Genomic DNA, 18,313 nt, shown 5'->3' with positions numbered 1-18,313 from the left:
AATACCTTTAGGTAAGCAGTACACTAGTTTGCACCAAAAGGTATGAGTCAATTAATTGTGGAAAGGGCAGCGGTAGAGCCCGAGCGTCCGCCTGGGCTGCTGGCCGTGGCCCGCACAAATGAGTGGTGGGTTGGAAAATTTGCGCCCGTGCTAGCCACGTTTTATGCTACTGCTAGCCTGGGGCAGCGCCCGCTGCTGCCGTTGCTGGGGCACCTAGGGCTGTTGCTGCTGGCGCTGTTGGTGGGCGCCATTTACGTAAGTGTACTCAATGACTGGACGGACCTGCGCGCCGATGCGGCAGCAGGCAAAGCCAACCGGCTGGCGGGGCGGTCGCCTGGGTTTATTGGCTTGGTGCTGGGGAGCTGCGTGCTGGGGGGCATAGGATTTGGGCGTTATTTCTGGCAGCTCAGCCCCACGAGTGGGCTGCTGTACCTAGGGGCCTGGGTGGTGTACTCGCTCTACTCGCTGCCCCCCGCGCGGCTCAAGGAGCGCGGCTTTGCGGGCGTGCTGGCCGATGCCAGCGGGGCGCACGTCTTTCCGCAGTTGCTTACCGTGGCGGCAGTGGGCCAATGGACGGGGCAAGCCGTGCCGACGCTTTGGTGGCTAGCCATAGGTGCTTGGGCGCTGGCGTGCGGCATACACAACATTTTGTGGCACCAATTGAGCGATGCGGAGGCCGATGCGCAGGCGCAGCTCGACACGTTTGTGTGCCGGCGCGGGGTGCGCTTTGCCCAGCGCCTAGGCCATCTGGTAGTGTTTCCGGTAGAGGTAATAGCATTCGGGTTGGTGTTGGCAATCAATTACAATGCGTGGGCGCTTGGGCTGCTGCTCGTGTATGCGGGGCTCGAGTGGTGCCGGCTGCACGTGTATGGGCACCGGCCCACCGTACTGCACTCGCACCGCCGCATTGTGCTGAGCGATTATTATCAGTTCTTCTATCCACTGGCCTTGCTGGCTTCCCAGTGCGGGCGCTACCCCACCGATGGGGTAGTGCTGGGGCTGCACCTGCTTTTGTTTAGCAGCTACGCTTGGCAGTTTGCGCAAGAAGGCCGGGTATATCTGCTGGTGCTGGGGCGTAAGCTGTCGGCTGGTCGGTTATGAGGTCGCTGGCAAGCCAGGGCTAGGCTTGTGCAGATATTTCTGCAGCTGCAGCATGCCTCGTTCAACGATTGCCTTCGTGGTGTTCCAGGGCGCCAGGCGCATAGCTGTGGCAGCATGCTGCAGCGTGTTCACCAAGCCCGGCCGGTTGGCCCAGTTGAGGCAGAGAAAGTTGAAATGATGCTCGGCGATGCGCGCCCGAAACACGCGCTTTTCGGCGGGTCGCAGCTGATGCTGAAAGCGCTCTAGCATGAGGGGCTCGTCGTGCAGCCCAATATCCCGGATGAGGGCGGTGTCAAACCGGCCGTCGTAGATATTGGTGTCGTGCACGTGCTTGAGCCAGTGCGGCTTGAGGGTAAAGGCAGCTTGGCACGGCCGACTTAGCACTGTATCGAGCAGCAGACACCAGTCGTCGGCAATGCGCATTTGCTCGTTCCAGGTTCCGGCCAGGGCCGAGCGCCGTATCACGAGCGCCGACGAGGGGGAGGGGCACGTTTCGATGGCTAGCTGGCGCACCTGGGCGGGCGTCAGCAGCCACCAGTCGTCGGCTAGGGTGGTGCAGTAGGCCCGGCGCTGCGCGGGTCGGTCGTAGAAATGAGCAAAGCCTTGGGTGTCATAAGTGCCCACCCAGTTGAGAAAAACCAGGTCGAGGTTGCGAGCGGCGAGCTGCCCCACGCTGGCTGCCAAGAAGTCGGCGTGCCACTCATCATCCGAGTCGAGCGAGGCAATGTAGGTGCCGCGGCAATGGCGCAGGCCAGCATTGCGGGCCGCGGCCTGCCCCCGGTTGGGCTGGTAGTAGTACTCTATCTTGGTGGGGTAGGCTTCGCAAAAAGGCCGCACCTGCGCCCGCGTGTCATCGGCCGAGCCATCATCAATAATAATCAGCTGCCACTGCTCGTAGGTTTGGGCCAGCACGCTGCTAATGGCCTTCACCAGCAAGTGCGCCCGGTTGTAGGTGGGCATGATGATAGATACAACTTCTTGATTCATAGAGCGTGGTTCTGGGAAGGCGTAGCAAGTGAGTAAGCCAGCTGTAGTAGTTGCTGGCTGAAGTCGGCGGCGGGGTCGGGCGGCACGGTGGCCCAGGCATGGCGGGCCGCTTGCGCGCCCAACTGCGGCCAGTCGGCGCGGCGGGCCCAGGCGCGCGTCAGGGCTTCGTCGAGCGCGTCGATGGTAGGTGCGGTGGCCAAAAAGCCAGTCACATTATCGACTAATAGCTCGGCTATGCCGCCAGCTGGCGTGGCAATAGCCGGGCGGCCGCACAGCATGGCCTCGACTAGGGCCAGTGGCAGCCCTTCGTAGCGTGAGGGTAGCACTAGCGCGTGGTGCGTGCGCCAGATGCCAGGCACGTCGGCCACCTGCCCGGCAAAGCTTACTTGGGCACCGATGCCTAGGAAGTCGGCCAGCTCTACCAAGGCCTGCCGCTGAGGCCCCGCCCCAAAAAAAGTGAGGTGTAGCGGCTGCTCCCGCCAGTGTGGCCGCGCCAACACGTGCAAGAGTAGGTCTTGGCCCTTGTCTAGCACATCGAGCCGGGCCACACAGGCCAGCTGCCACACGCCTGCTACAGGCGGCGCGGGCAACTCGCCCCCATAGGGTACGTTGACCGGGTTGAACACCACACTGGCCCTAGGTAGCGCTAGCGCAAGCTGGCACTGCGTAAGCGCGAGGTTGTGGCGCGACACAAAAAAGCAGTGCTGGGCTGCCTGATAGGCCTGCTGCGCCGCTTGCCGCCCTTCGTCATATACCAAGAATATCTCGGCCGCCTTTTGCGCCACCAGCGCGTAGGGGTGGTGTAGCCGCGCACACAGCTGCGCCAGGGCAATGCCATCGAGGTTGCTGCCCTGCGAAATAAGAGTGAGGTGCGGCTGCAATTGGTACAGGGCCTGGCCCAGCAGCTGCTCGGCCTCTAGGGGTTGGGGCCGCCACCGGGCCGGCAGGGCCCGATGGTGAAGCCGCAGGCGCACAGGCGGTGGGGCTAGCAGGTCAGTGATGGTGCAGCCAGCTGCTCGCAGCTCCGCTATGCGCGGGTGCTCCGCTTGCACGTGGGTTTTAAAAAGATGCACTGCATGGCCTGCTTGCACCAGGTGCAAGGCTGCGCCGCGCCACAGCTCTTCGCTGCCGCCCCAGGCGTGCGGACACGTACTGATGATTACAAAACAAAAAGTGTCGGCTGGCTTAGCGCAGGCAGCGGCAGCTGGCAGTGGCATCTAGCAAGTAAAGGGTAAATAATAAAATAATAACAAGAATAAACTAGGCAATAAGTAGAGTTATCTTGCTAGTAAGCCAATAATTACATGAGTAAATAACGAAAGTAAGCAGAACGGCTGAGAACTAGGTAAAGCTGGGCATTTAGCCAACGGTATACTCACAAAAGCCCAGCCCTAGCAGGCTTGGGCGCGTTGCGAGTGAAAGGGTTGGTGAGGCGGGCCCTAAGTGCCGCTGGCTAGCGGCTGCCCTGGTACCGGTAGCCAGCTTCCGCGCCCAGTGGGGCGCCCGGCCGCCCTCGAACAACTTGTAACAGCACGTGTTATGAAGATGCGCACCGCGTACTTGGCGAGTGGCCGAGGCGTGAAGTGGCCTTTGGAGCACTCTTTGCTGGCTTTTGCGAGCGGCTGGCCAGCCCTAGGTGCTCTGCGTAGGCGCTTGGCTGCCCTGGCCTCACCAGGCAAGACCTAGGCAGTAGCTGCCAAGCGCGCGCAATTCATTCATTACTTTTTGTTATGCTGCAATCTCGTCTTTTCACGACTACTGCTGGTTCGGCGCTGTGGGCGCCCGAAATTCCTGGCCTCATGATGCGCCTACAAGGCAATGTTAGCCTCGACCAATACCAACTGCTGCTCAACCATGGCCTGCAGATGTACACTGGCCACCGCCACCCCGAGGCCGTGGCCCACTGGATAGTAGACTTGCGCCAGCTGAGCACCCTGCACCCCGGCGCCCATCACTGGATGGCCCACGACTGGCACCCGCGGGCGCACGCGGCTGGGCTACGCCACCTGCGCTTCGTCGAGGCCGATGCCAATGAAGAATCTATTGCCGGGCAACTGCTAGCGGCCCTAGTGCAGCTGGCCACCGATTCGGCGCTCGGCCTCACGCGGCACGATACGCTAGAGGCGGCCATTCAGCAGGCCCGAGCAGTGTCGCCGCCCGTGGCCGACTAAGGCCGAGTGCCGGGCCCTAGGGCCAACTTTCTGCGCGCCGTAGCGTTTGCCAACACCTAGCTGCTGGAGCACCCAGCAAGTCGCCTAGCCTGGCCAGCCCCCAGTGGGTTGCGCCTAGGTGGGCGCAGCTATGGTATTCATGCAACATCCTATGTCGAAGCTGACAGCTAAAACAGCCCTCGTAACGGGGTCCGATTCGGGTATCGGGCAAGCCACCGCCATCCAGTTTGCCCAAGAAGGGGCTAATGTGGTTATCGTGTATCACACCGACCAGCAGGGGGCCGAAACCACTCGGCAGGCCGTAGAGGCCGCTGGCCAGCGTGCCCTAGTAGTGCAGGCCGACGTGAGCGATGCCCAGCAAGCCGAACAGCTTTTCAAGCGGGCAGTGCTTGAATTTGGGACAGTCGATATCTTGGTTAATAATGCCGGCGTGAGTGGTGCCCACAAGCCCGTAGTCGAGATGACGCCCGCCGAGTTTGAGCACACCATCCGCACCGACTTGTTTGGGCCGTTTTATCTGGCGCGGCTGTTTGCCCAGCATCGCAAGCAGCAGGGTGGCAAAGGCAAGATTATCAACGTGACCTCGATTCACGAAGAGGTAGTGTCGCCGGGCACTGCCGACTATTGCGCCGCTAAGGGTGGCCTGCGCAACCTCACGCGCACGCTGGCCCTGGAACTGGCCGAAGACGGCATTAACGTCAATAACTTGGCGCCGGGCATGATACTCACACCTATGAACCAAAAAGCCCTCGACGACCCGGCATACCGCAAGCAGGGCGAAGAGAAAATCCCGATGAAGCGCGCTGGCCAGCCCGCCGAAATTGCCAAGCTGGCCCTGTTCTTGGCCTCGGCCGACTCGGACTACGTCACGGGCTCGACCTATGTCATGGATGGCGGCTTTATGCGCATGGTAGCGCAGGGAGCCTAATGCCGCGCCAGCCCCGCATCCAGGAGTTGGCCGTGGTCAGCGACCGCCGCACGTGTGCTTTGCTCGACCAGCAGGGCACGCTGTGCTGGTATTGCCCCGAGCGTTTTGACAGCGCGGCTGTGTTGGCGCTGCTGCTCGATGCCGAGCAGGGCGGCTACTGGGCCGTAGAGGCACCCAGCAAGCAGTTTGTGCGCCGCGCCTACCTAGAGCGCAGCAGCGTGCTGGTGAGCGAGTACACGGTGGCCGGCCAGCCCTTTACCCTCACCGACTGGCTACCGCTAGAAGATGACTTCACGGGCCTGTGCCGCACCTTTTCGCCCGCCAGCGAGGCCCTCACGCACACGTTGCGCCTGCGGCCCGACTATGGGCTGCAAGCTACTCTAGGCGAGGTGTCGGCCGAGGGCACCACGGTGCATTTTCCTGACCTAGGGCTGTGGCTACGTACCTCGCACCCCGCCCGCGCCGTAGCCGATACCTGGCAAATAACCGTGCCGGCCGGGGAAGCAGGCTGGGCCGTACTTACCGATACGGCAGACGCCGTGCCCAACCTCAGCGCCGAGCGCCTAGACCAGGCGCTCGACCACACGCTAGCAGCCTGGCGCAAGGTGGCCAGCCTGCTGCACTACGAAGGCCCCTACGAGCGGCAGGTGCAGGATTCGATGCGAGCCGTGCAGCAACTCACCTATGCAGCCACGGGCGGCATTGTGGCGGCTGCTACTACCTCGCTGCCCGAGGTGCTGGGCGGCGCTCGCAACTACGACTACCGCTACGTGTGGATGCGCGACGTGGGGCTCATCGTCAGCGCCTTACTGCAGCTCGATGAGGTCGGCAAGCCAGAAGAGAGCTTCCTAGGCTTCGTGGCTAGCGCTTTGCGCGAAAATCACCAAACGTGCCTATCGCCATTTTATGCCGTCGATAAAACGCTGATTACCGGCGCTCGCAAACTGGCCCTGGCCGGCTACCAGGGCAGCCAGCCGGTGCAGATTGGCAACACTGCCTACGACCAGCTCCAGCTCGATGCCGACGCCAACGTGCTGCTAACGGCCAAGCTGCTTTACGACCGCTTTGGCCGCAAAGAGCAGTGGGAAACCGTGGTAAAGGTGGCCGACTTCCTAGCCGAAAACTGGCAGCACGACGATAACGGCATCTGGGAGGAAGGCACTACCAAGGCTTATACTTCATCGAAAGTGCTCGCCGCCCGCGGCCTCGAGTTTATGGCGGCCTACGCCGACACGCCCGAGCAGGCGCAGCGCTGGCAAGCGGCTGGGGCTGCCATCCGGCAGTTTGTGGCCGAGCACTGCCTCACGCGCACTGGGGCATTTGCAGTATATGCAGGTTCGCAGGAGGTGGACATTACGGCCGCGCAATTCTCGCTCTGGACCTACTGCGCGCCCGATAGCCCCGAGATGCTGGCTACCATCAGGGAGTTGGAGCAGCACTGGTGCCGCGAAAACCTGTACTGGCGCCGGCTCGAAGAGTTTGACTCGCACAAGGAGGGCGCCTTTTTGGCCGGCACCTGCTGGATGGCCCATTACTACACCGTGGCTGGCGACCTGGGCCGGGCGCGCAGCATTATCGAGGCCGTATTGCGCTACCAAAACGACCTAGGGTTCTTTGCAGAAGAAGCTGGCCTCGACGACGGTGAGCAGATGCTGGGCAACTTCCCGCAGACTTTCGTGCACTCCTCTTTTATCTGCGCTGTCAATGGCCTCAAGCAGGCGCTAGAAGGCGAGGATAGCCGAGTATGGTAGGCTGGCTCGAATGCTGTAAATACTTGCGTAGTAAGCCATAGGCTACAGGCCTTAATGAAATGTTACTAGTGCGGTCAGGCTAAAGCCCTAACTTAGCAACGCTCTACCCACTTCTGCTATGTCTGCCACTCCGGCCCCACCAGCTGTTGATTTTGCCGCTCCTGCCGATTTACTCCAAGCCGTATTGGAGCTATCACCGGTAAGCGTAGTGCTTTATAAACCGGTGCAGGCAGCTAATGGGGAGTTGGTAGACTTTGAGTTTATATATCTCAATCCGGCGGCGCAGTTGCTGTTGCAGCTACCGGCCCGTCCGGCGGGCACCACCTATCGGCAGCACTTTCCACGCAGCCTCGAAAACGGTGGGTTAGCGTTTCACCAAGCTGCATTTAGCACCGGGCAGATAACACATTTTGAAGTAGTCTACCACACGGGCGGCTACGACCGCCAGTGCCAGGTGGCGGCCCAGCGGGTAGGTGAGGAACTACTGGTCAACTTCACTGCGACGGCCACCGACGAAGCACGCCCCGCAGTAGAAGATGCCCTGCGCCTAAGCCAGGCCCGCGAGCAGCAGGCCCGCCTAGCCGCCGAGCGCGAGCGCAATCTGCTGCAAGCTCTACTGGCTCAGGCGCCGGTGGCCATTGGCTTGTTTCAGGGACCCGACCAGATAGTGGCTATGGCCAACGAGCAGCTGTGCGCCATGTGGGGGTACCCGGCCGAGCAGATGCTGCAGCGCCCCTTGCTAGAAGCCGTGCCCGAGCTGCGGGGCCAGGGTTTTGTCGAGCTCATTGCCGATGTGGCCCGCACGGGCGAGCCGTTTGTGGGCGATACAGTACCAGCGCAGCTGCGCCGGCACGGGCAACTCACCACGCGCTTCTTCAACTTCGTATATCAGCCCCTTTACGACGCGGCGGGCAACCTGCTCGGGGTACTCGATATTGCTACCGACGTAACGGCGCAGGTGCTAGACCGCGAGCGGGTGCAGGCACTCAACGAAGAACTCAGTGCCACCAACGAAGAGCTGCACGCGGCCAATGAAGAACTGCTGCAAACCAACACCGAGCTGACCGAAGCCGAGCGGCAGCTGGCTACCGAGCGCGAGCGCTTGGCCCAAGTGTTTGCCAAGACTCCCGCCCTTATCGCGTTGCTGCACGGTCCGCAGCACATTATTACTTACGCCAACCCGGCGTTCCAGCAGTTTTTTGGTGGCGTGCCGCTGCTCGGCCGCGCCTTTGCAGCGGCCCTGCCAAATGCCTATGACCAGGGCCTAGGTAGCTTGCTGCATCAGGTGTACACCACCGGCAAAACCTCCGTGGGTAGCGAGCGGCCGCTACTCTTGTCCACCGAGGAGGGCGGCGAGCGGCTGGCGTATCTCGATTTTACTTACGAGGCCTACGGCACCACTGTGCCCGAGGGTGTTTTTCTGTTTGCGTTTGAGGTAACCGAGCGGGTGCTCACGCGGCGGCAGCGCGTGGCCTACCAGCAGCTGCGCGCCGTGTTTGAGCAGGCGCCCGTAGCGATTAGTATTTTGCAAGGGCCAGATTACCAGATACAAGTTGCCAACCCGTTCATTATCGACATGTGGGGGCGGTCCGCCGAAGACTTGCTTCATAAGCCTTTCTTTGAAGTTCTGCCCGAGCTGCGCCAACAAGGCTTCGAGGGCTTGCTGGCCGAAGTGCGCCGCAGTGGGCAGCCCTACGTAGCCCAAGAAGTAGAAACTCGTCTTTGGCGCTTTGGCCAACTCGAAACCAGCTACGTCAACCTTAGCATCTACCCCCTGCGCAACGAGCAGAGTGAAGTAGCGGGACTCATTCTGGTGTTGACCAATGTCAGCGCCCAGCTGCGTGCGCGCCAGCGCGAGCAGGAGTTCAACGAGGAGCTAGCCGTAATGAACGAGGAGCTGCAATCGGCCAATGAAGAGCTGGGCGCTACCAACCTCCAACTCACGCGCACCAACGTCGACCTAGACAATTTTATCTATACAGCTTCGCACGACCTTAAAGCGCCTATTACGAATATTGAGGGGCTGCTGCAAGCCCTGCAAAGTGAGTTGCCAGCCGGCCAAACCAGCGAAGTAGCCTACATCCTGGGGTTGATGCAAGATTCGGTAGACCGCTTTAAGCGTACCATCGAGCACCTTACCGAGGTGTCGAAGCTGCAAAAGGAACATGGCCAAGGTGCTGCCTCGGTGCGCTTGGCCGAGGTTATTCAAAACGTGCGGCTTGACTTAGCGCCCCTCATCAAGGAAACGAATGCGCAGCTGATGATTGAGGTACCTGCCTTTATAACGCTCACATTCTCCGAAAAAAATCTGCGCTCGGTGGTGTACAACCTGCTCAGCAACGCCCTTAAGTACCGCCACCCCGACCGCGTGCCGCAGGTGCGCCTACTCAGTCGAACCCAGGGGCACCACCTGGTGCTAGAGGTGCAGGACAATGGCCTAGGTCTCGACCTCGCGCGCGACCACGAGTTGTTCACCATGTTTCAGCGCTACCACACCCACGTCGAGGGCTCGGGCATCGGCCTCTATATGGTAAAGAAGATAGTTGAGAACGCCGGCGGCCGCATCGAAGTAGAGAGCCAGCTGGGTCGTGGTTCTACGTTTTTTGTGTATTTCCCGCGCTAGCGGAAGGGGGTAGGTGCCCTAGGTGGCTTGCCTAGGAGTGAAAATGCGATAAAGAGAAATAGGATAAAACCGTTCTGGTGCGTAAGTTGCGCTACCATTACTATCCAGTTATTCTTTATACCGTTTGCTTATGGCTACTACCGCCTCATCCGCTACCCCTGCCTCGCCGGCTGCCGCTAAGGCCAGCCGCAAGCCGCGCAAAAAAGCCGCTCCCGCGCCGGCTCCTACCGAAGACGACACGCCGCCCGCCGACCGCCTCGACCTCATCGCCCAGGGCCTAAGCGGCAAATCCAGCGCCAAGCAGGCCATTTTCCGGGCCACGCAGGCAGCCTTTGATGTGCTGCGTCAAGCCTCACAAGAGCTGTGTCTGGAGCTGACTCACAAAATCACGACCACTCTCGACCCTAGCGTTCGCATCGAGTACTATCCGGTCAATGGCATGGAGTTTCACATCCGCTTTTCCGGCGATTTACTGGTGTTCGTGATGCACTCCAACATTGTCACTTTTCCCGACAACTTCGGGCCCATGACTACGCCCTACGTGGAGGCCGATTTTCGGCGGCGCTTTTTTGGACACATTATGGCCTACAACTTCATGGCCGATAGTATCAAATACCAGCGCATGAACGACCCCGGCTACCTGGTGGGCCGCCTGCTGGTCAACATCGACAGCCATTATTTTCTGGAGGGTGTGCAGGAGCTCGAACTGCCTGACCACGACATGAGCTCGAACCCCGTGACGGCCGATGCCATGCGCCTCTTCGTGGAGAGCGCCATGATTGCGGCCGTCAACAACGACCTCATCGCGCCGCCCATGGATGATATTCAGAAGATTACCGTCAAGCAAAAGCTCGAAAACCAGCAAGTGAGTCGCGCTAGCAAAGTCGGCTTCAGCTTCTCGCACGAGCAGCGGTATTAGGGTAGTGCTTAGTTGTTAGTGCATAGTTGTTAGTTCCTAGGTCTTCCATTTACCTAAGTACTAATAACTATGCACTAAGCACTATTAGCTATGCACCGTACCCAACTTTCTCGCGCACCTTGGCTAGCACGCCAGCGCCGTAGGCCTGGGCCTTGCGAGCACCTTCGGCTAGGCGGGCATCAAGCTCGGGCAGGTTTTCCATATAGTAATTAAATAGCCGCCGTTCCTCGCCGAAGCGGTTCAGAATAAGCTCGTACAGTTCTTTTTTGGCGTGGCCGTAGCCGTAGCCGCCAGCCTCGTAGTTGGCGCGCATAGCGGCCGTTTGCTCGGGCGAGGCTAGCAGCGCGTACAGCTTGAAGGTGATGTCCTTGGTGTGGTCCTTAGGTTCTTCTAGAGGCGTGCTGTCCGAAATGATGCTTTTAACGGTCTTGAGCAGCTCCTTCTCGGGGGCAAAAATGTCGATGATGTTGCCGTAGCTCTTGCTCATCTTCTGCCCGTCGATGCCCGGAATGGTCATTATCTGCTCATCGACCTTCGCCTGTGGTAGCACCAGCGTTTCGCCGTAGCGGTTGTTGAAGGCGGCGGCAATGTCGCGGGCTATTTCGATGTGTTGCACCTGGTCTTTGCCTACGGGCACCACTTCGGCATCGTAGAGCAGGATGTCGGCCGCCATCAGCACGGGGTAAGTGAAGAGGCCCGCATTTACGTCCGACAGCCGGTCCGACTTATCCTTGAAGCTGTGTGCATTGGCCAGCATGGGGTAGGGCGTGAAGCACGACAGATACCACGTCAGCTCCGTTACCTGCGGCACGTCGGACTGCCGGTAAAACAAGTTGTTTTCCGTGTCGAAGCCGCAGGCCAGCCAGGCGGCTGCCACGGCGTAAGTGTTTTGGCGCAGCAGCGCAGGGTCGCGCACCGTGGTGAGCGAGTGCAGGTCAGCGATGAAGTACAGCGAGTCGTTGGCCGAGTTTTTCGACAGCTCGATAGCGGGCAAAATCGCACCGAGCAAGTTGCCTAGGTGGGGGCGGCCGGTGCTCTGGATGCCGGTAAGAATGCGGGACATGGAACCTGGTATGGGCAACCGGCCGGGTGGCTGCGCCGCGGGCCTAGCCCCGGCTCGCGCGCTCCGGCCGCTGCGAGTAAGCCACGAAGTTAGAAAGCAGCGTGGGTATTGAGTGCGTGAAAAAAGCGGGTGAGCTGGGTTGGGCCCACGCGGTTGGCATCGAGCAGCTTCAATAAATCGGGCCGGTCGGCGGCGTAGGGGCGCAGCGCTGCATTGAGCTCCTGGTAGTTTTTGAGGTAGCTGCCTTTGTCGGTGTAAAGCGTAGTGGCGGTAGGCTGGGCGCCCTCGCGCACTAGGTAGGCGGTGAAGTCGCTGGCCGTGCCAAGCTGCCCGGTACGGATGCGTGAGGTGTAGCGCAGCAGCGATACCCGCCCACTGTCGAGCAGCTCCACAAATACTTTGTCCTCCTCTAGGTGGTTAAATAAGCCATTGCGCACCTCAAAGCCCTGGGCCGTGGTGTAGCGCTGCTGCCCTATGCGCAGGCTGGTTACCTCGCCAGGGCGCAACGTGAATTTCTGCCCGTTGGGGTCTTTCACCAATAGTTGCCTAGCCGATACTTTGAGCAGACCTGGGTGGCGCACCTGCGGGTCGTTAAACAGCACATAGCTGCCCTCTGCGCCTTCGGGGCCACGCAGGTTCAGGCTCACCTGCGCCTGGGCAGCTAACCTAGCACTGAAGAAAAAAGCGAAAAAAAGAGAAGCGCGCATAAAGCTTGAGGCGCGTGCCTTGGTTGTAGATACGCAAGGGGCTGCCAGCCTACTTGTAGCAATCCTTGCAATGGTCTACTCCGAAAGCGTAGAGCCAGGTCTCGTTGGTCGGATAAAAGGAGAATTAGTATTCAGGGCATGAATGAGAGCGGGCAATGACTCGATGCTAATGCTGCCGTCTTCGAGTAGCTTAACCAAATCGGGACGCTTCATAACATAGGGAGCAAGTGCGTCTCGGAAACGCTTGCCTTTCCCGGTATACACGCTCACTGGAATAGTGACAGCGGTATCCTGGTCAGCTTCCTTTAGCAAGTAGGCAGTAAGCTGACTAGATGACCCAGGCGCCCCAACGCTGTAGTCATAGCGCATCAGTGAAATCTTGCCGCTATCAAGCAGTTCAACAAATACATTGTTCTCCTCTACTCGGCTCCCGAAACCGCTTTTGGTTCGAAAGCCTCGCGCTGTAGTATAGCGACGCTCGCCAATGCGAATACTATGCACTTCATCAGGATGCCAATGGATAGTTTTCCCTTTCTCTTTAACTACTAGCTCCTTCGTGAAAATTTTTAATTTACCCGTGTAGCGCACCCTTATATTATCGACTAAAATATAAGAGCCTTCCTCTGCAGTAGAGCCAAATAGCCCAGTATTATACTGTGCCTGAGCTGATAATGCGCAGCATAATAACCCTGTAAGTAAAAATAAACGCACAAGCTTCTTGCTTAATAGAAAGTAGTAATTACACGCTCTTATCGACCAGTGCCTCTTCTTGCAGCTCGGTTGTTTCGGCGGGGCCTAGGTAGCGGTCAATGAGGTAATGTGCTAGGTACAGCAGTGGCGTCAGCAGCACGGCAGCAGCCACTTTGTACCAGTAGTTGAAGGTGGCCACGCTGAGCACTTGGGCCAGCGGCCAGTTGCCGAACAGATAAAACGCCACGTACAGCACCACAAAGCTGTCGACTAGCTGCGAAATGAGCGTAGAGCCCGTAGCCCGCAGCCAGATAAAGCGGCTACCCGTGATGCGCCGAAACGCCTGAAATACACTGGCATCGAGCACCTGCCCAATGACAAAAGCCGTGAGCGACCCCACGATGATACCTAGACCCTGCCGAAAGATGCTCTGATAGGCAAACTCGATATTGAAGGGCCGGCCCTGGCCGTCGGTCTTGTTGAGGTCGAGCCAAAAGTCGGCGGGCACCAGCTTAGTAGTACCCAGGATAACCAGGAAGGCGTATAGAATGAGGCCTACCGTGAGGAAGGTAATGCGCAGCACGCCCTTGCGCCCAAAGTACTCGTTGATAACATCGGTGCCAATGAACACCACTGGCCACACCAGCACGCCTGCCGACAGGCTGCCCGTGAGGCCAAAAGTTTTCTCGACCGAGAAGATTTTGACGCCGATAATCTCGGCCAGCAACGCATTCACTAAGAAGATGCCGCTGAGCACCAGGTAGAGTTGCTGTTTTTTGTGGGCGTAGGTGGAGGTAGGCATTGATACTTTTCCAGCGGGGCGAAGCACCCTAGGACTCTTAAACAGCTACTACCAAGCCCTCGGTAGCCAGTTCTGTATTTGGGAAAATGGCCTGCGCCTCGGCCAAATGCGCCGTCAACTGCTTGTATCGCGACGAAAAATGGCCGATGAGCAGTAAGCCTACCCCGGCGGCGCAAGCCAGCTCGGCGGCCTGGGCCGCAGTGCTGTGGTGCGTTTGGGCGGCGCGCTCGCGCAGCTCTTCCAAGAAGGTGGCCTCGTGGTAGAGTAAGTCAGCACCACGCACCAGCTCGGCCAACGCGGGGGTGTAGAGCGTGTCGGAGCAGAAGGCATAGCGCCTAGGTGGCGCGGCGGGCGTCGACACGGCCGCATGGGCCAGCGCCGGGCGGCCTGTGGCAGGGTTGGCGGGTAGGTCGTGGCCCTGGGCCAGTTGGGCCAGTTCGGCGGGGCTAAGGCCCGGCGGCAGGCTCTCCTTCACTAGCCGGTCGCGGCGCGGCTGCTCTTCAAACAAGTAGCCGCAGCATGGCACGCGGTGGCGCATGGGCAGCGTCGATACGCGCACTAGCGCATCTTCATACACCAAGGCATGTGCCTCGGTATCGACGGGCACAAACGTGAGATTGAACCCGTACTGAACGCCTGAATGCATGGCCTGCGTGGTCAGCACCAAATCGAGGCCGGGCGGGCCCACTATCAGCAGCGGCTCTTGGCGGCCTTGTAGGTGAAGCGTGCCCAGCAGGCCAAACAGCCCAAAGTAGTGGTCGCCGTGCAGGTGCGAGATAAAAATGACGCGCAGCGAGCTCAAGCGCCGCCGGTGCTCTAGCAGCCGCCACTGGGTGCCCTCGCCGCAGTCAATGAGGTAGCGACCCTCGCCCACGGCCAGCAGTTGGGCCGTGGGGTGGCGCCCGGTCATGGGGGTGGCGGAGGCACTCCCCAGAATTTGAAGCTCAAACTGCATCCTCAGGCTGTTAGCTGTTGGCTATTAGCTTTTTCAGGAGTACCAACAGCCAAAGTAAGTAAAATAAAAAAAGCTACTGACTGCCAGGCGCCAGCCCTCTAGGTGAGGGCCAACAGCTAACAGCCAATAGCTAACAGCTTAAAAAAGCTATTCTTTATCCGTGAGGTCGCGCTCGATAGAGTGCAGAAAAATACGGTCGATGCCTTCTTCTACGGTAGGCAGGATGTGCAGTACCGATTCGAGTTTGCTGATGGTAATGAGCTTCAGCACGTGGTCTTGCAGGCCGGTGAGCACCAGCAGGCCGCCCGTAGAATTGCAAAGACGATTGGCGATTAGAATGCTGCTAAGTCCCGACGAATCAGTGTACTTTACGTTTTGTAGGTCCAGAATCAGGTTGTTGGTTCCTTCAGCGTTCAGCTTCACAAACTCCGACTTGAGGTCGGGAGCTACAGTCGTATCAAGCTTCTTTTCATCAATGGTGATGACGGTGTAGCTCTCTTTTTTATCAATGGAGTACTTCATAGAGAAACGGCGGGGGGAGCAAAAAGTGCGATGCGAAAGACGAAGGTAGGAAGAAATTGGAAATTGCCGAACGGTCAATTTTAAGATATTCAGCAGTAGCTATTTACGAAAGAGGGTGGTAGGCCCGTCCGTAGGAGCGCCGGGACCGCCAAATGTGAGCGTGGCCCAAGTGCTCAGCCAGTCGGTTTGGCCCTTTAAAGCGGCCGGTGCAGGCTCTAGGTACTTGGCTACTACCAAGTAAGGCCCGCCCCCGGGTAGGCGTAACAAAACTCGACCGTTATTGTTTGCACGCGTCGAAAAATAACGCGTTTCGATAGCAGTGTTGGCCCTGCTTTTGTCGGGAGCAGGCGGGCTTGCGTCCCAAACTCGCACCAGTGCGCCGGGCACCGGCTGGCCCTGGCGCAGCACGCGTAGCGTAAGCGATGCACCTAGCCTTAAGTAATAGGGGTTTTGCTCGGGCACTAGCTCTAGAGGCAGGTTCAGGGAGTGGCGGTAAGCGGTGTCGGCGGGGCTGCGGGGTGCCCGGGCGCTAGCCGTAGCCAGCATGAGCGCCTTGGCACAGCGGCGATAAGCCTCGCGGCCAGGCTTGGTAGTAGTTTGCCCTTGCTGCTGGCGATACAACAGCGCCTTATCAAAACCCTCGGCTCGCAAATAGGCCGTAAACTTATCGGCGGGCAGCTCGCTAAAAGCCAGCGTGCTAGTGAGCGCTGCCACATGTGTGCCCGGCGTTCTTAGCGTGAGGGACGGCGCCACTGAATCAGCTAGCAGGGCTGGGCGCAGGTTAGTTGAGTCGGCGCTGCCGGTGGGCCCTAGGTGCACAAAGCGCTGCGTGCGTCGCGCTGGCCGGGGCCACGGTCGGCCCGTTAGGTTTTCGCCCAGCAGCAACCGTAGTGGCACTGGGGTGCCAACAGCTACCCGAAAACTAGCGGGTTGCAGCCAGAACTCATTGGCTAAAGCAACGCTACTAGCAAATAGCAGGCTCAGAGAAAGTAGTTTAATTGGCCTGCTGCCTCTTGTCATTGCGAGGAGGAACGACGAAGCAATCGCATTAAAAAAGCAACTGTAAGTTGAGTAGGTGCGATTGCTTCGTCGTTCCTCCTCGCAATGACAGAGAATAGGATGCCGTAGGTACCTAAGACGTTACCGCGCCTAGGTTACTGCCGCTCTAGCGCTAGGGCGTAGGCCCGGTCATAGTACACGCGCAGGTTTTTCCAGTCAAAAATATCGGCTGAGCTTTCGACGCGGTTGCGCTGGCTGATGCGCTCGCGGCGGGTAAGCAGTACGAAATTCCAGAGCATTTCGGTGAGCTCTTCGGCGGCTTGGTCGAAGCTGCGCTCTTGGCGGCGCACCACGAAGATGCCTTTGTCTTCATGCTCGGGCACGTTCTTTTGCACATAGTCGCCGAAACCCGAGAGGTCGGAGGTGATGGCCGGTACGCCGCGGGCCACGCACTCGAGCGGGGTGTAGCCCCAGGGCTCGTAGTAGCTCGGAAACACGCCCATGTGGCAGCCCCGCACAAACTGGCCGTAGTCCATGCCGAAGAGGGGCGAGGTCGTGCTCACGAAGTCGGGGTGGTACACAATTTTTACCCGGTCATGCTTGTGGTTCACGAGGTTGGCGCGCCGCACAAAGTTTAGGATGTCGTCGTCTTGGTCATTCACTAGGTTGTGGGTGATGACCGAGGGCAGCTGCGAGGTTTTCCAGCTTTGTAGGCCGCGGCGGTAGCGCAGCTTCCAGTAGTCGTCTACCATACCGTCGAGGTCGGGCAGGCGGTGGTCTTGGCTGGCGGCGGCGGCGTAGAAAAGACGCTCGCCTACTTGCTCCTCAATGGCGCGGCAGGTTTCGCGCACCTCGTCGAGCTGGGCGCGGCTTTGTAGCACCAGTGGGTTGATGCTGGTGTAGGGACGCTTGGTGATGAAAAACATCACGACTTGCCCCTCTAGGCCGCTCTGCTGGAGGCGGTGGTTGAGACGGGCCAGCGCTTCGAGCGTGAGGTCGAAGCCTTTGTTGTGGTACTCGTAGCGGCCTGAGGTGAAAAGGTAAATCGTTTGGTCGAGGTCGAAGGCGTAGCTCTGGAAGAAGTGCGCCATCACAAACTCGTGAATCTTGTCTTTGTAGAGCTTGTGCAGGTTTTGAAACTCGTGCAAGGCCACAAAGCGCTCGATGTTCAAGCCATTAGGCAGCACTGCGTCGGGTATTCTATCCAGCAAGTAGATGCATTCGCGCACCGTCAGCTCGCTCACCGTGGTAAAGACGTGGCTACCGTGGGCGGCGGCGCGCTCCATGCTCACGGCCGGCTCGATGTTGAAGTGCCGCGCCTGCGAGCGCCAATCCACAAGCATGAGGTGGTCGTAGAAATTGGGGTCGTTCATGGCCAAGTAGCGGCCCAGCAGCGTGGCGTGTGTCGTAAACACAAGGTGCACCGGCACTTGGCGGCGGCGCAACTCGGGGATGGCCACACCCGTCATCCACTCGTGGAAGTGGCCGATAACCTGGTACTGGCCCACGGTTTGCCGGGCCACTTCTTCCACAAATAGTCGTGCTAGGTCACCGAAGGCCACTACTTGGTGCAGCAGGTCGTCATTGTCGGGCGTGGGCACTTGGTGGTCGCGCCAGAGGTCAGCCTTTAGCTCGCCCAGCCGGTGATAATTCTGAAAGGGGTTGATGAGCACTGCCCTAGGGCGCCCCGTGATGAGCCACACGCCCAGGCAGATATCGTAGCCCTGGTGGTGCAGCTCGCGCACAGCCCGGGCGTAGGGGTCGTTCATGTTAGCGAGCTGCTCGTCGCTGTAGCTCTCAAACTCGCCCTGTGCCTGCTGCGGAAAGTAGGGCCCCAGCAGGCAGTAGCGGTCGCCCCAGGCAGGCACTGTAGCGGGCACCTTCGAGCGAATAACGGTGTAGATGCCGCCCACCTGGTTGCAGACCTCCCAGGCGACTTCAATCAGGAGGGAGTTGGGGAATAGTGCGTCAGGGGCGTGGGGCTGGGGCTGCATAAGCGGGTGGGATGGGCGAAAAAAGCCGGGCGAAAGGTAAGCCGCCCGGCGAAGCGCGCGGGCAAGTAAGCAATAAATTTCTTTACCTAGGCTGCCCCCCA

At 59.4% G+C, this 18,313-nt stretch carries 16 protein-coding genes; 6 read left to right on the top strand and 10 right to left on the bottom strand.

The genetic code is table 11. The features are described 5' to 3' along the window. Positions 1 to 42 precede the first annotated feature (42 nt). On the top strand, positions 43 to 1,101 hold the full coding sequence (locus FNT36_RS05395; RefSeq protein WP_144845101.1) for a UbiA family prenyltransferase: 1,059 nt from the start codon (positions 43 to 45) through the stop codon (positions 1,099 to 1,101). Here the strand turns inward: FNT36_RS05395 and FNT36_RS05390 are convergent. Together FNT36_RS05390 and FNT36_RS05385 are read right to left on the bottom strand one after the other, a co-directional pair. Beyond that, on the bottom strand, positions 1,096 to 2,088 hold the full coding sequence (locus tag FNT36_RS05390; RefSeq protein WP_144845099.1) for a glycosyltransferase family 2 protein: 993 nt from the start codon (positions 2,086 to 2,088) through the stop codon (positions 1,096 to 1,098). The genes FNT36_RS05395 and FNT36_RS05390 overlap by 6 nt on opposite strands. Continuing rightward, entirely contained in the window at positions 2,085 to 3,305 is a 1,221-nt protein-coding gene (locus FNT36_RS05385) for a glycosyltransferase family 4 protein (protein WP_144845097.1), read from the bottom strand. Before FNT36_RS05385 ends, FNT36_RS05390 begins: the two co-directional genes overlap by 4 nt. A gap of 513 nt (positions 3,306 to 3,818) precedes the next feature. On the opposite strand from FNT36_RS05385, the gene FNT36_RS05380 reads away from it, so the two are divergent. The 5 genes from FNT36_RS05380 (at position 3,819) to FNT36_RS05360 (ending at position 10,480) form a co-directional block, all read left to right on the top strand. After that, positions 3,819 to 4,259 (top strand): hypothetical protein, encoded by a 441-nt coding sequence (locus tag FNT36_RS05380; protein ID WP_144845095.1) that lies wholly within the window; start codon positions 3,819 to 3,821, stop codon positions 4,257 to 4,259. A gap of 151 nt (positions 4,260 to 4,410) precedes the next feature. Continuing rightward, on the top strand, positions 4,411 to 5,187 hold the full coding sequence (locus FNT36_RS05375) for an SDR family NAD(P)-dependent oxidoreductase (protein ID WP_144845093.1): 777 nt from the start codon (positions 4,411 to 4,413) through the stop codon (positions 5,185 to 5,187). Continuing rightward, complete coding sequence (locus FNT36_RS05370) at positions 5,187 to 6,938, top strand: glycoside hydrolase family 15 protein (protein WP_144845091.1); 1,752 nt, start codon at positions 5,187 to 5,189, stop codon at positions 6,936 to 6,938. The genes FNT36_RS05375 and FNT36_RS05370 overlap by 1 nt, the downstream gene beginning before the upstream one ends. Before the next feature lie 118 nt (positions 6,939 to 7,056). Beyond that, positions 7,057 to 9,561 (top strand): PAS domain-containing protein, encoded by a 2,505-nt coding sequence (locus tag FNT36_RS05365; RefSeq protein ID WP_144845089.1) that lies wholly within the window; start codon positions 7,057 to 7,059, stop codon positions 9,559 to 9,561. Positions 9,562 to 9,691: 130 nt separating this feature from the next. After that, on the top strand, positions 9,692 to 10,480 hold the full coding sequence (locus FNT36_RS05360; protein WP_233635693.1) for a hypothetical protein: 789 nt from the start codon (positions 9,692 to 9,694) through the stop codon (positions 10,478 to 10,480). 88 nt (positions 10,481 to 10,568) lie between these two features. Here FNT36_RS05360 and trpS read toward each other — a convergent pair whose 3' ends face one another. From trpS to FNT36_RS05320, 8 genes are all read right to left on the bottom strand, one after another. Continuing rightward, entirely contained in the window at positions 10,569 to 11,543 is a 975-nt protein-coding gene (gene trpS, locus FNT36_RS05355) for a tryptophan--tRNA ligase (RefSeq protein ID WP_144845087.1), read from the bottom strand. Positions 11,544 to 11,632: 89 nt separating this feature from the next. Further along, positions 11,633 to 12,250: a hypothetical protein gene (locus FNT36_RS05350; protein WP_144845085.1), complete on the bottom strand. Its 618-nt coding sequence runs from the start codon at positions 12,248 to 12,250 to the stop codon at positions 11,633 to 11,635. Positions 12,251 to 12,325: 75 nt separating this feature from the next. Beyond that, complete coding sequence (locus FNT36_RS05345) at positions 12,326 to 12,961, bottom strand: hypothetical protein (RefSeq protein WP_144845083.1); 636 nt, start codon at positions 12,959 to 12,961, stop codon at positions 12,326 to 12,328. A 28-nt stretch (positions 12,962 to 12,989) separates the two neighbouring features. Continuing rightward, entirely contained in the window at positions 12,990 to 13,742 is a 753-nt protein-coding gene (locus FNT36_RS05340) for a queuosine precursor transporter (protein WP_144845081.1), read from the bottom strand. 37 nt (positions 13,743 to 13,779) lie between these two features. After that, complete coding sequence (locus FNT36_RS05335) at positions 13,780 to 14,697, bottom strand: ribonuclease Z (RefSeq protein WP_144845079.1); 918 nt, start codon at positions 14,695 to 14,697, stop codon at positions 13,780 to 13,782. Positions 14,698 to 14,844: 147 nt separating this feature from the next. Further along, complete coding sequence (locus FNT36_RS05330; RefSeq protein ID WP_144845077.1) at positions 14,845 to 15,219, bottom strand: STAS domain-containing protein; 375 nt, start codon at positions 15,217 to 15,219, stop codon at positions 14,845 to 14,847. Positions 15,220 to 15,318: 99 nt separating this feature from the next. Next, positions 15,319 to 16,239 (bottom strand): DUF4198 domain-containing protein, encoded by a 921-nt coding sequence (locus FNT36_RS05325; protein ID WP_144845075.1) that lies wholly within the window; start codon positions 16,237 to 16,239, stop codon positions 15,319 to 15,321. 134 nt (positions 16,240 to 16,373) lie between these two features. Next, entirely contained in the window at positions 16,374 to 18,212 is a 1,839-nt protein-coding gene (locus FNT36_RS05320) for a glycosyltransferase (RefSeq protein WP_144845073.1), read from the bottom strand. Positions 18,213 to 18,313: the final 101 nt, after the last annotated feature.

It is taken from the genome of Hymenobacter setariae (assembly GCF_007713685.1).
Lineage (GTDB): Bacteria > Bacteroidota > Bacteroidia > Cytophagales > Hymenobacteraceae > Hymenobacter > Hymenobacter setariae.
This window is presented reverse-complemented; position numbering and strand designations above follow the sequence as displayed.

What these genes read in the sequence shown, in the direction of transcription:
- FNT36_RS05395 (WP_144845101.1), top strand. Translation starts at nt 43, where the DNA reads ATGAGTCAATTAATTGTGGAAAGGGCAGCGGTAGAGCCCGAGCGTCCG.
- FNT36_RS05390 (WP_144845099.1), bottom strand. Translation starts at nt 2,088, where the DNA reads ATGAATCAAGAAGTTGTATCTATCATCATGCCCACCTACAACCGGGCG.
- FNT36_RS05385 (WP_144845097.1), bottom strand. Translation starts at nt 3,305, where the DNA reads ATGCCACTGCCAGCTGCCGCTGCCTGCGCTAAGCCAGCCGACACTTTT.
- FNT36_RS05380 (WP_144845095.1), top strand. Translation starts at nt 3,819, where the DNA reads ATGCTGCAATCTCGTCTTTTCACGACTACTGCTGGTTCGGCGCTGTGG.
- FNT36_RS05375 (WP_144845093.1), top strand. Translation starts at nt 4,411, where the DNA reads ATGTCGAAGCTGACAGCTAAAACAGCCCTCGTAACGGGGTCCGATTCG.
- FNT36_RS05370 (WP_144845091.1), top strand. Translation starts at nt 5,187, where the DNA reads ATGCCGCGCCAGCCCCGCATCCAGGAGTTGGCCGTGGTCAGCGACCGC.
- FNT36_RS05365 (WP_144845089.1), top strand. Translation starts at nt 7,057, where the DNA reads ATGTCTGCCACTCCGGCCCCACCAGCTGTTGATTTTGCCGCTCCTGCC.
- FNT36_RS05360 (WP_233635693.1), top strand. Translation starts at nt 9,692, where the DNA reads ATGGCTACTACCGCCTCATCCGCTACCCCTGCCTCGCCGGCTGCCGCT.
- trpS (WP_144845087.1), bottom strand. Translation starts at nt 11,543, where the DNA reads ATGTCCCGCATTCTTACCGGCATCCAGAGCACCGGCCGCCCCCACCTA.
- FNT36_RS05350 (WP_144845085.1), bottom strand. Translation starts at nt 12,250, where the DNA reads ATGCGCGCTTCTCTTTTTTTCGCTTTTTTCTTCAGTGCTAGGTTAGCT.
- FNT36_RS05340 (WP_144845081.1), bottom strand. Translation starts at nt 13,742, where the DNA reads ATGCCTACCTCCACCTACGCCCACAAAAAACAGCAACTCTACCTGGTG.
- FNT36_RS05335 (WP_144845079.1), bottom strand. Translation starts at nt 14,697, where the DNA reads ATGCAGTTTGAGCTTCAAATTCTGGGGAGTGCCTCCGCCACCCCCATG.
- FNT36_RS05330 (WP_144845077.1), bottom strand. Translation starts at nt 15,219, where the DNA reads ATGAAGTACTCCATTGATAAAAAAGAGAGCTACACCGTCATCACCATT.
- FNT36_RS05325 (WP_144845075.1), bottom strand. Translation starts at nt 16,239, where the DNA reads ATGACAAGAGGCAGCAGGCCAATTAAACTACTTTCTCTGAGCCTGCTA.
- FNT36_RS05320 (WP_144845073.1), bottom strand. Translation starts at nt 18,212, where the DNA reads ATGCAGCCCCAGCCCCACGCCCCTGACGCACTATTCCCCAACTCCCTC.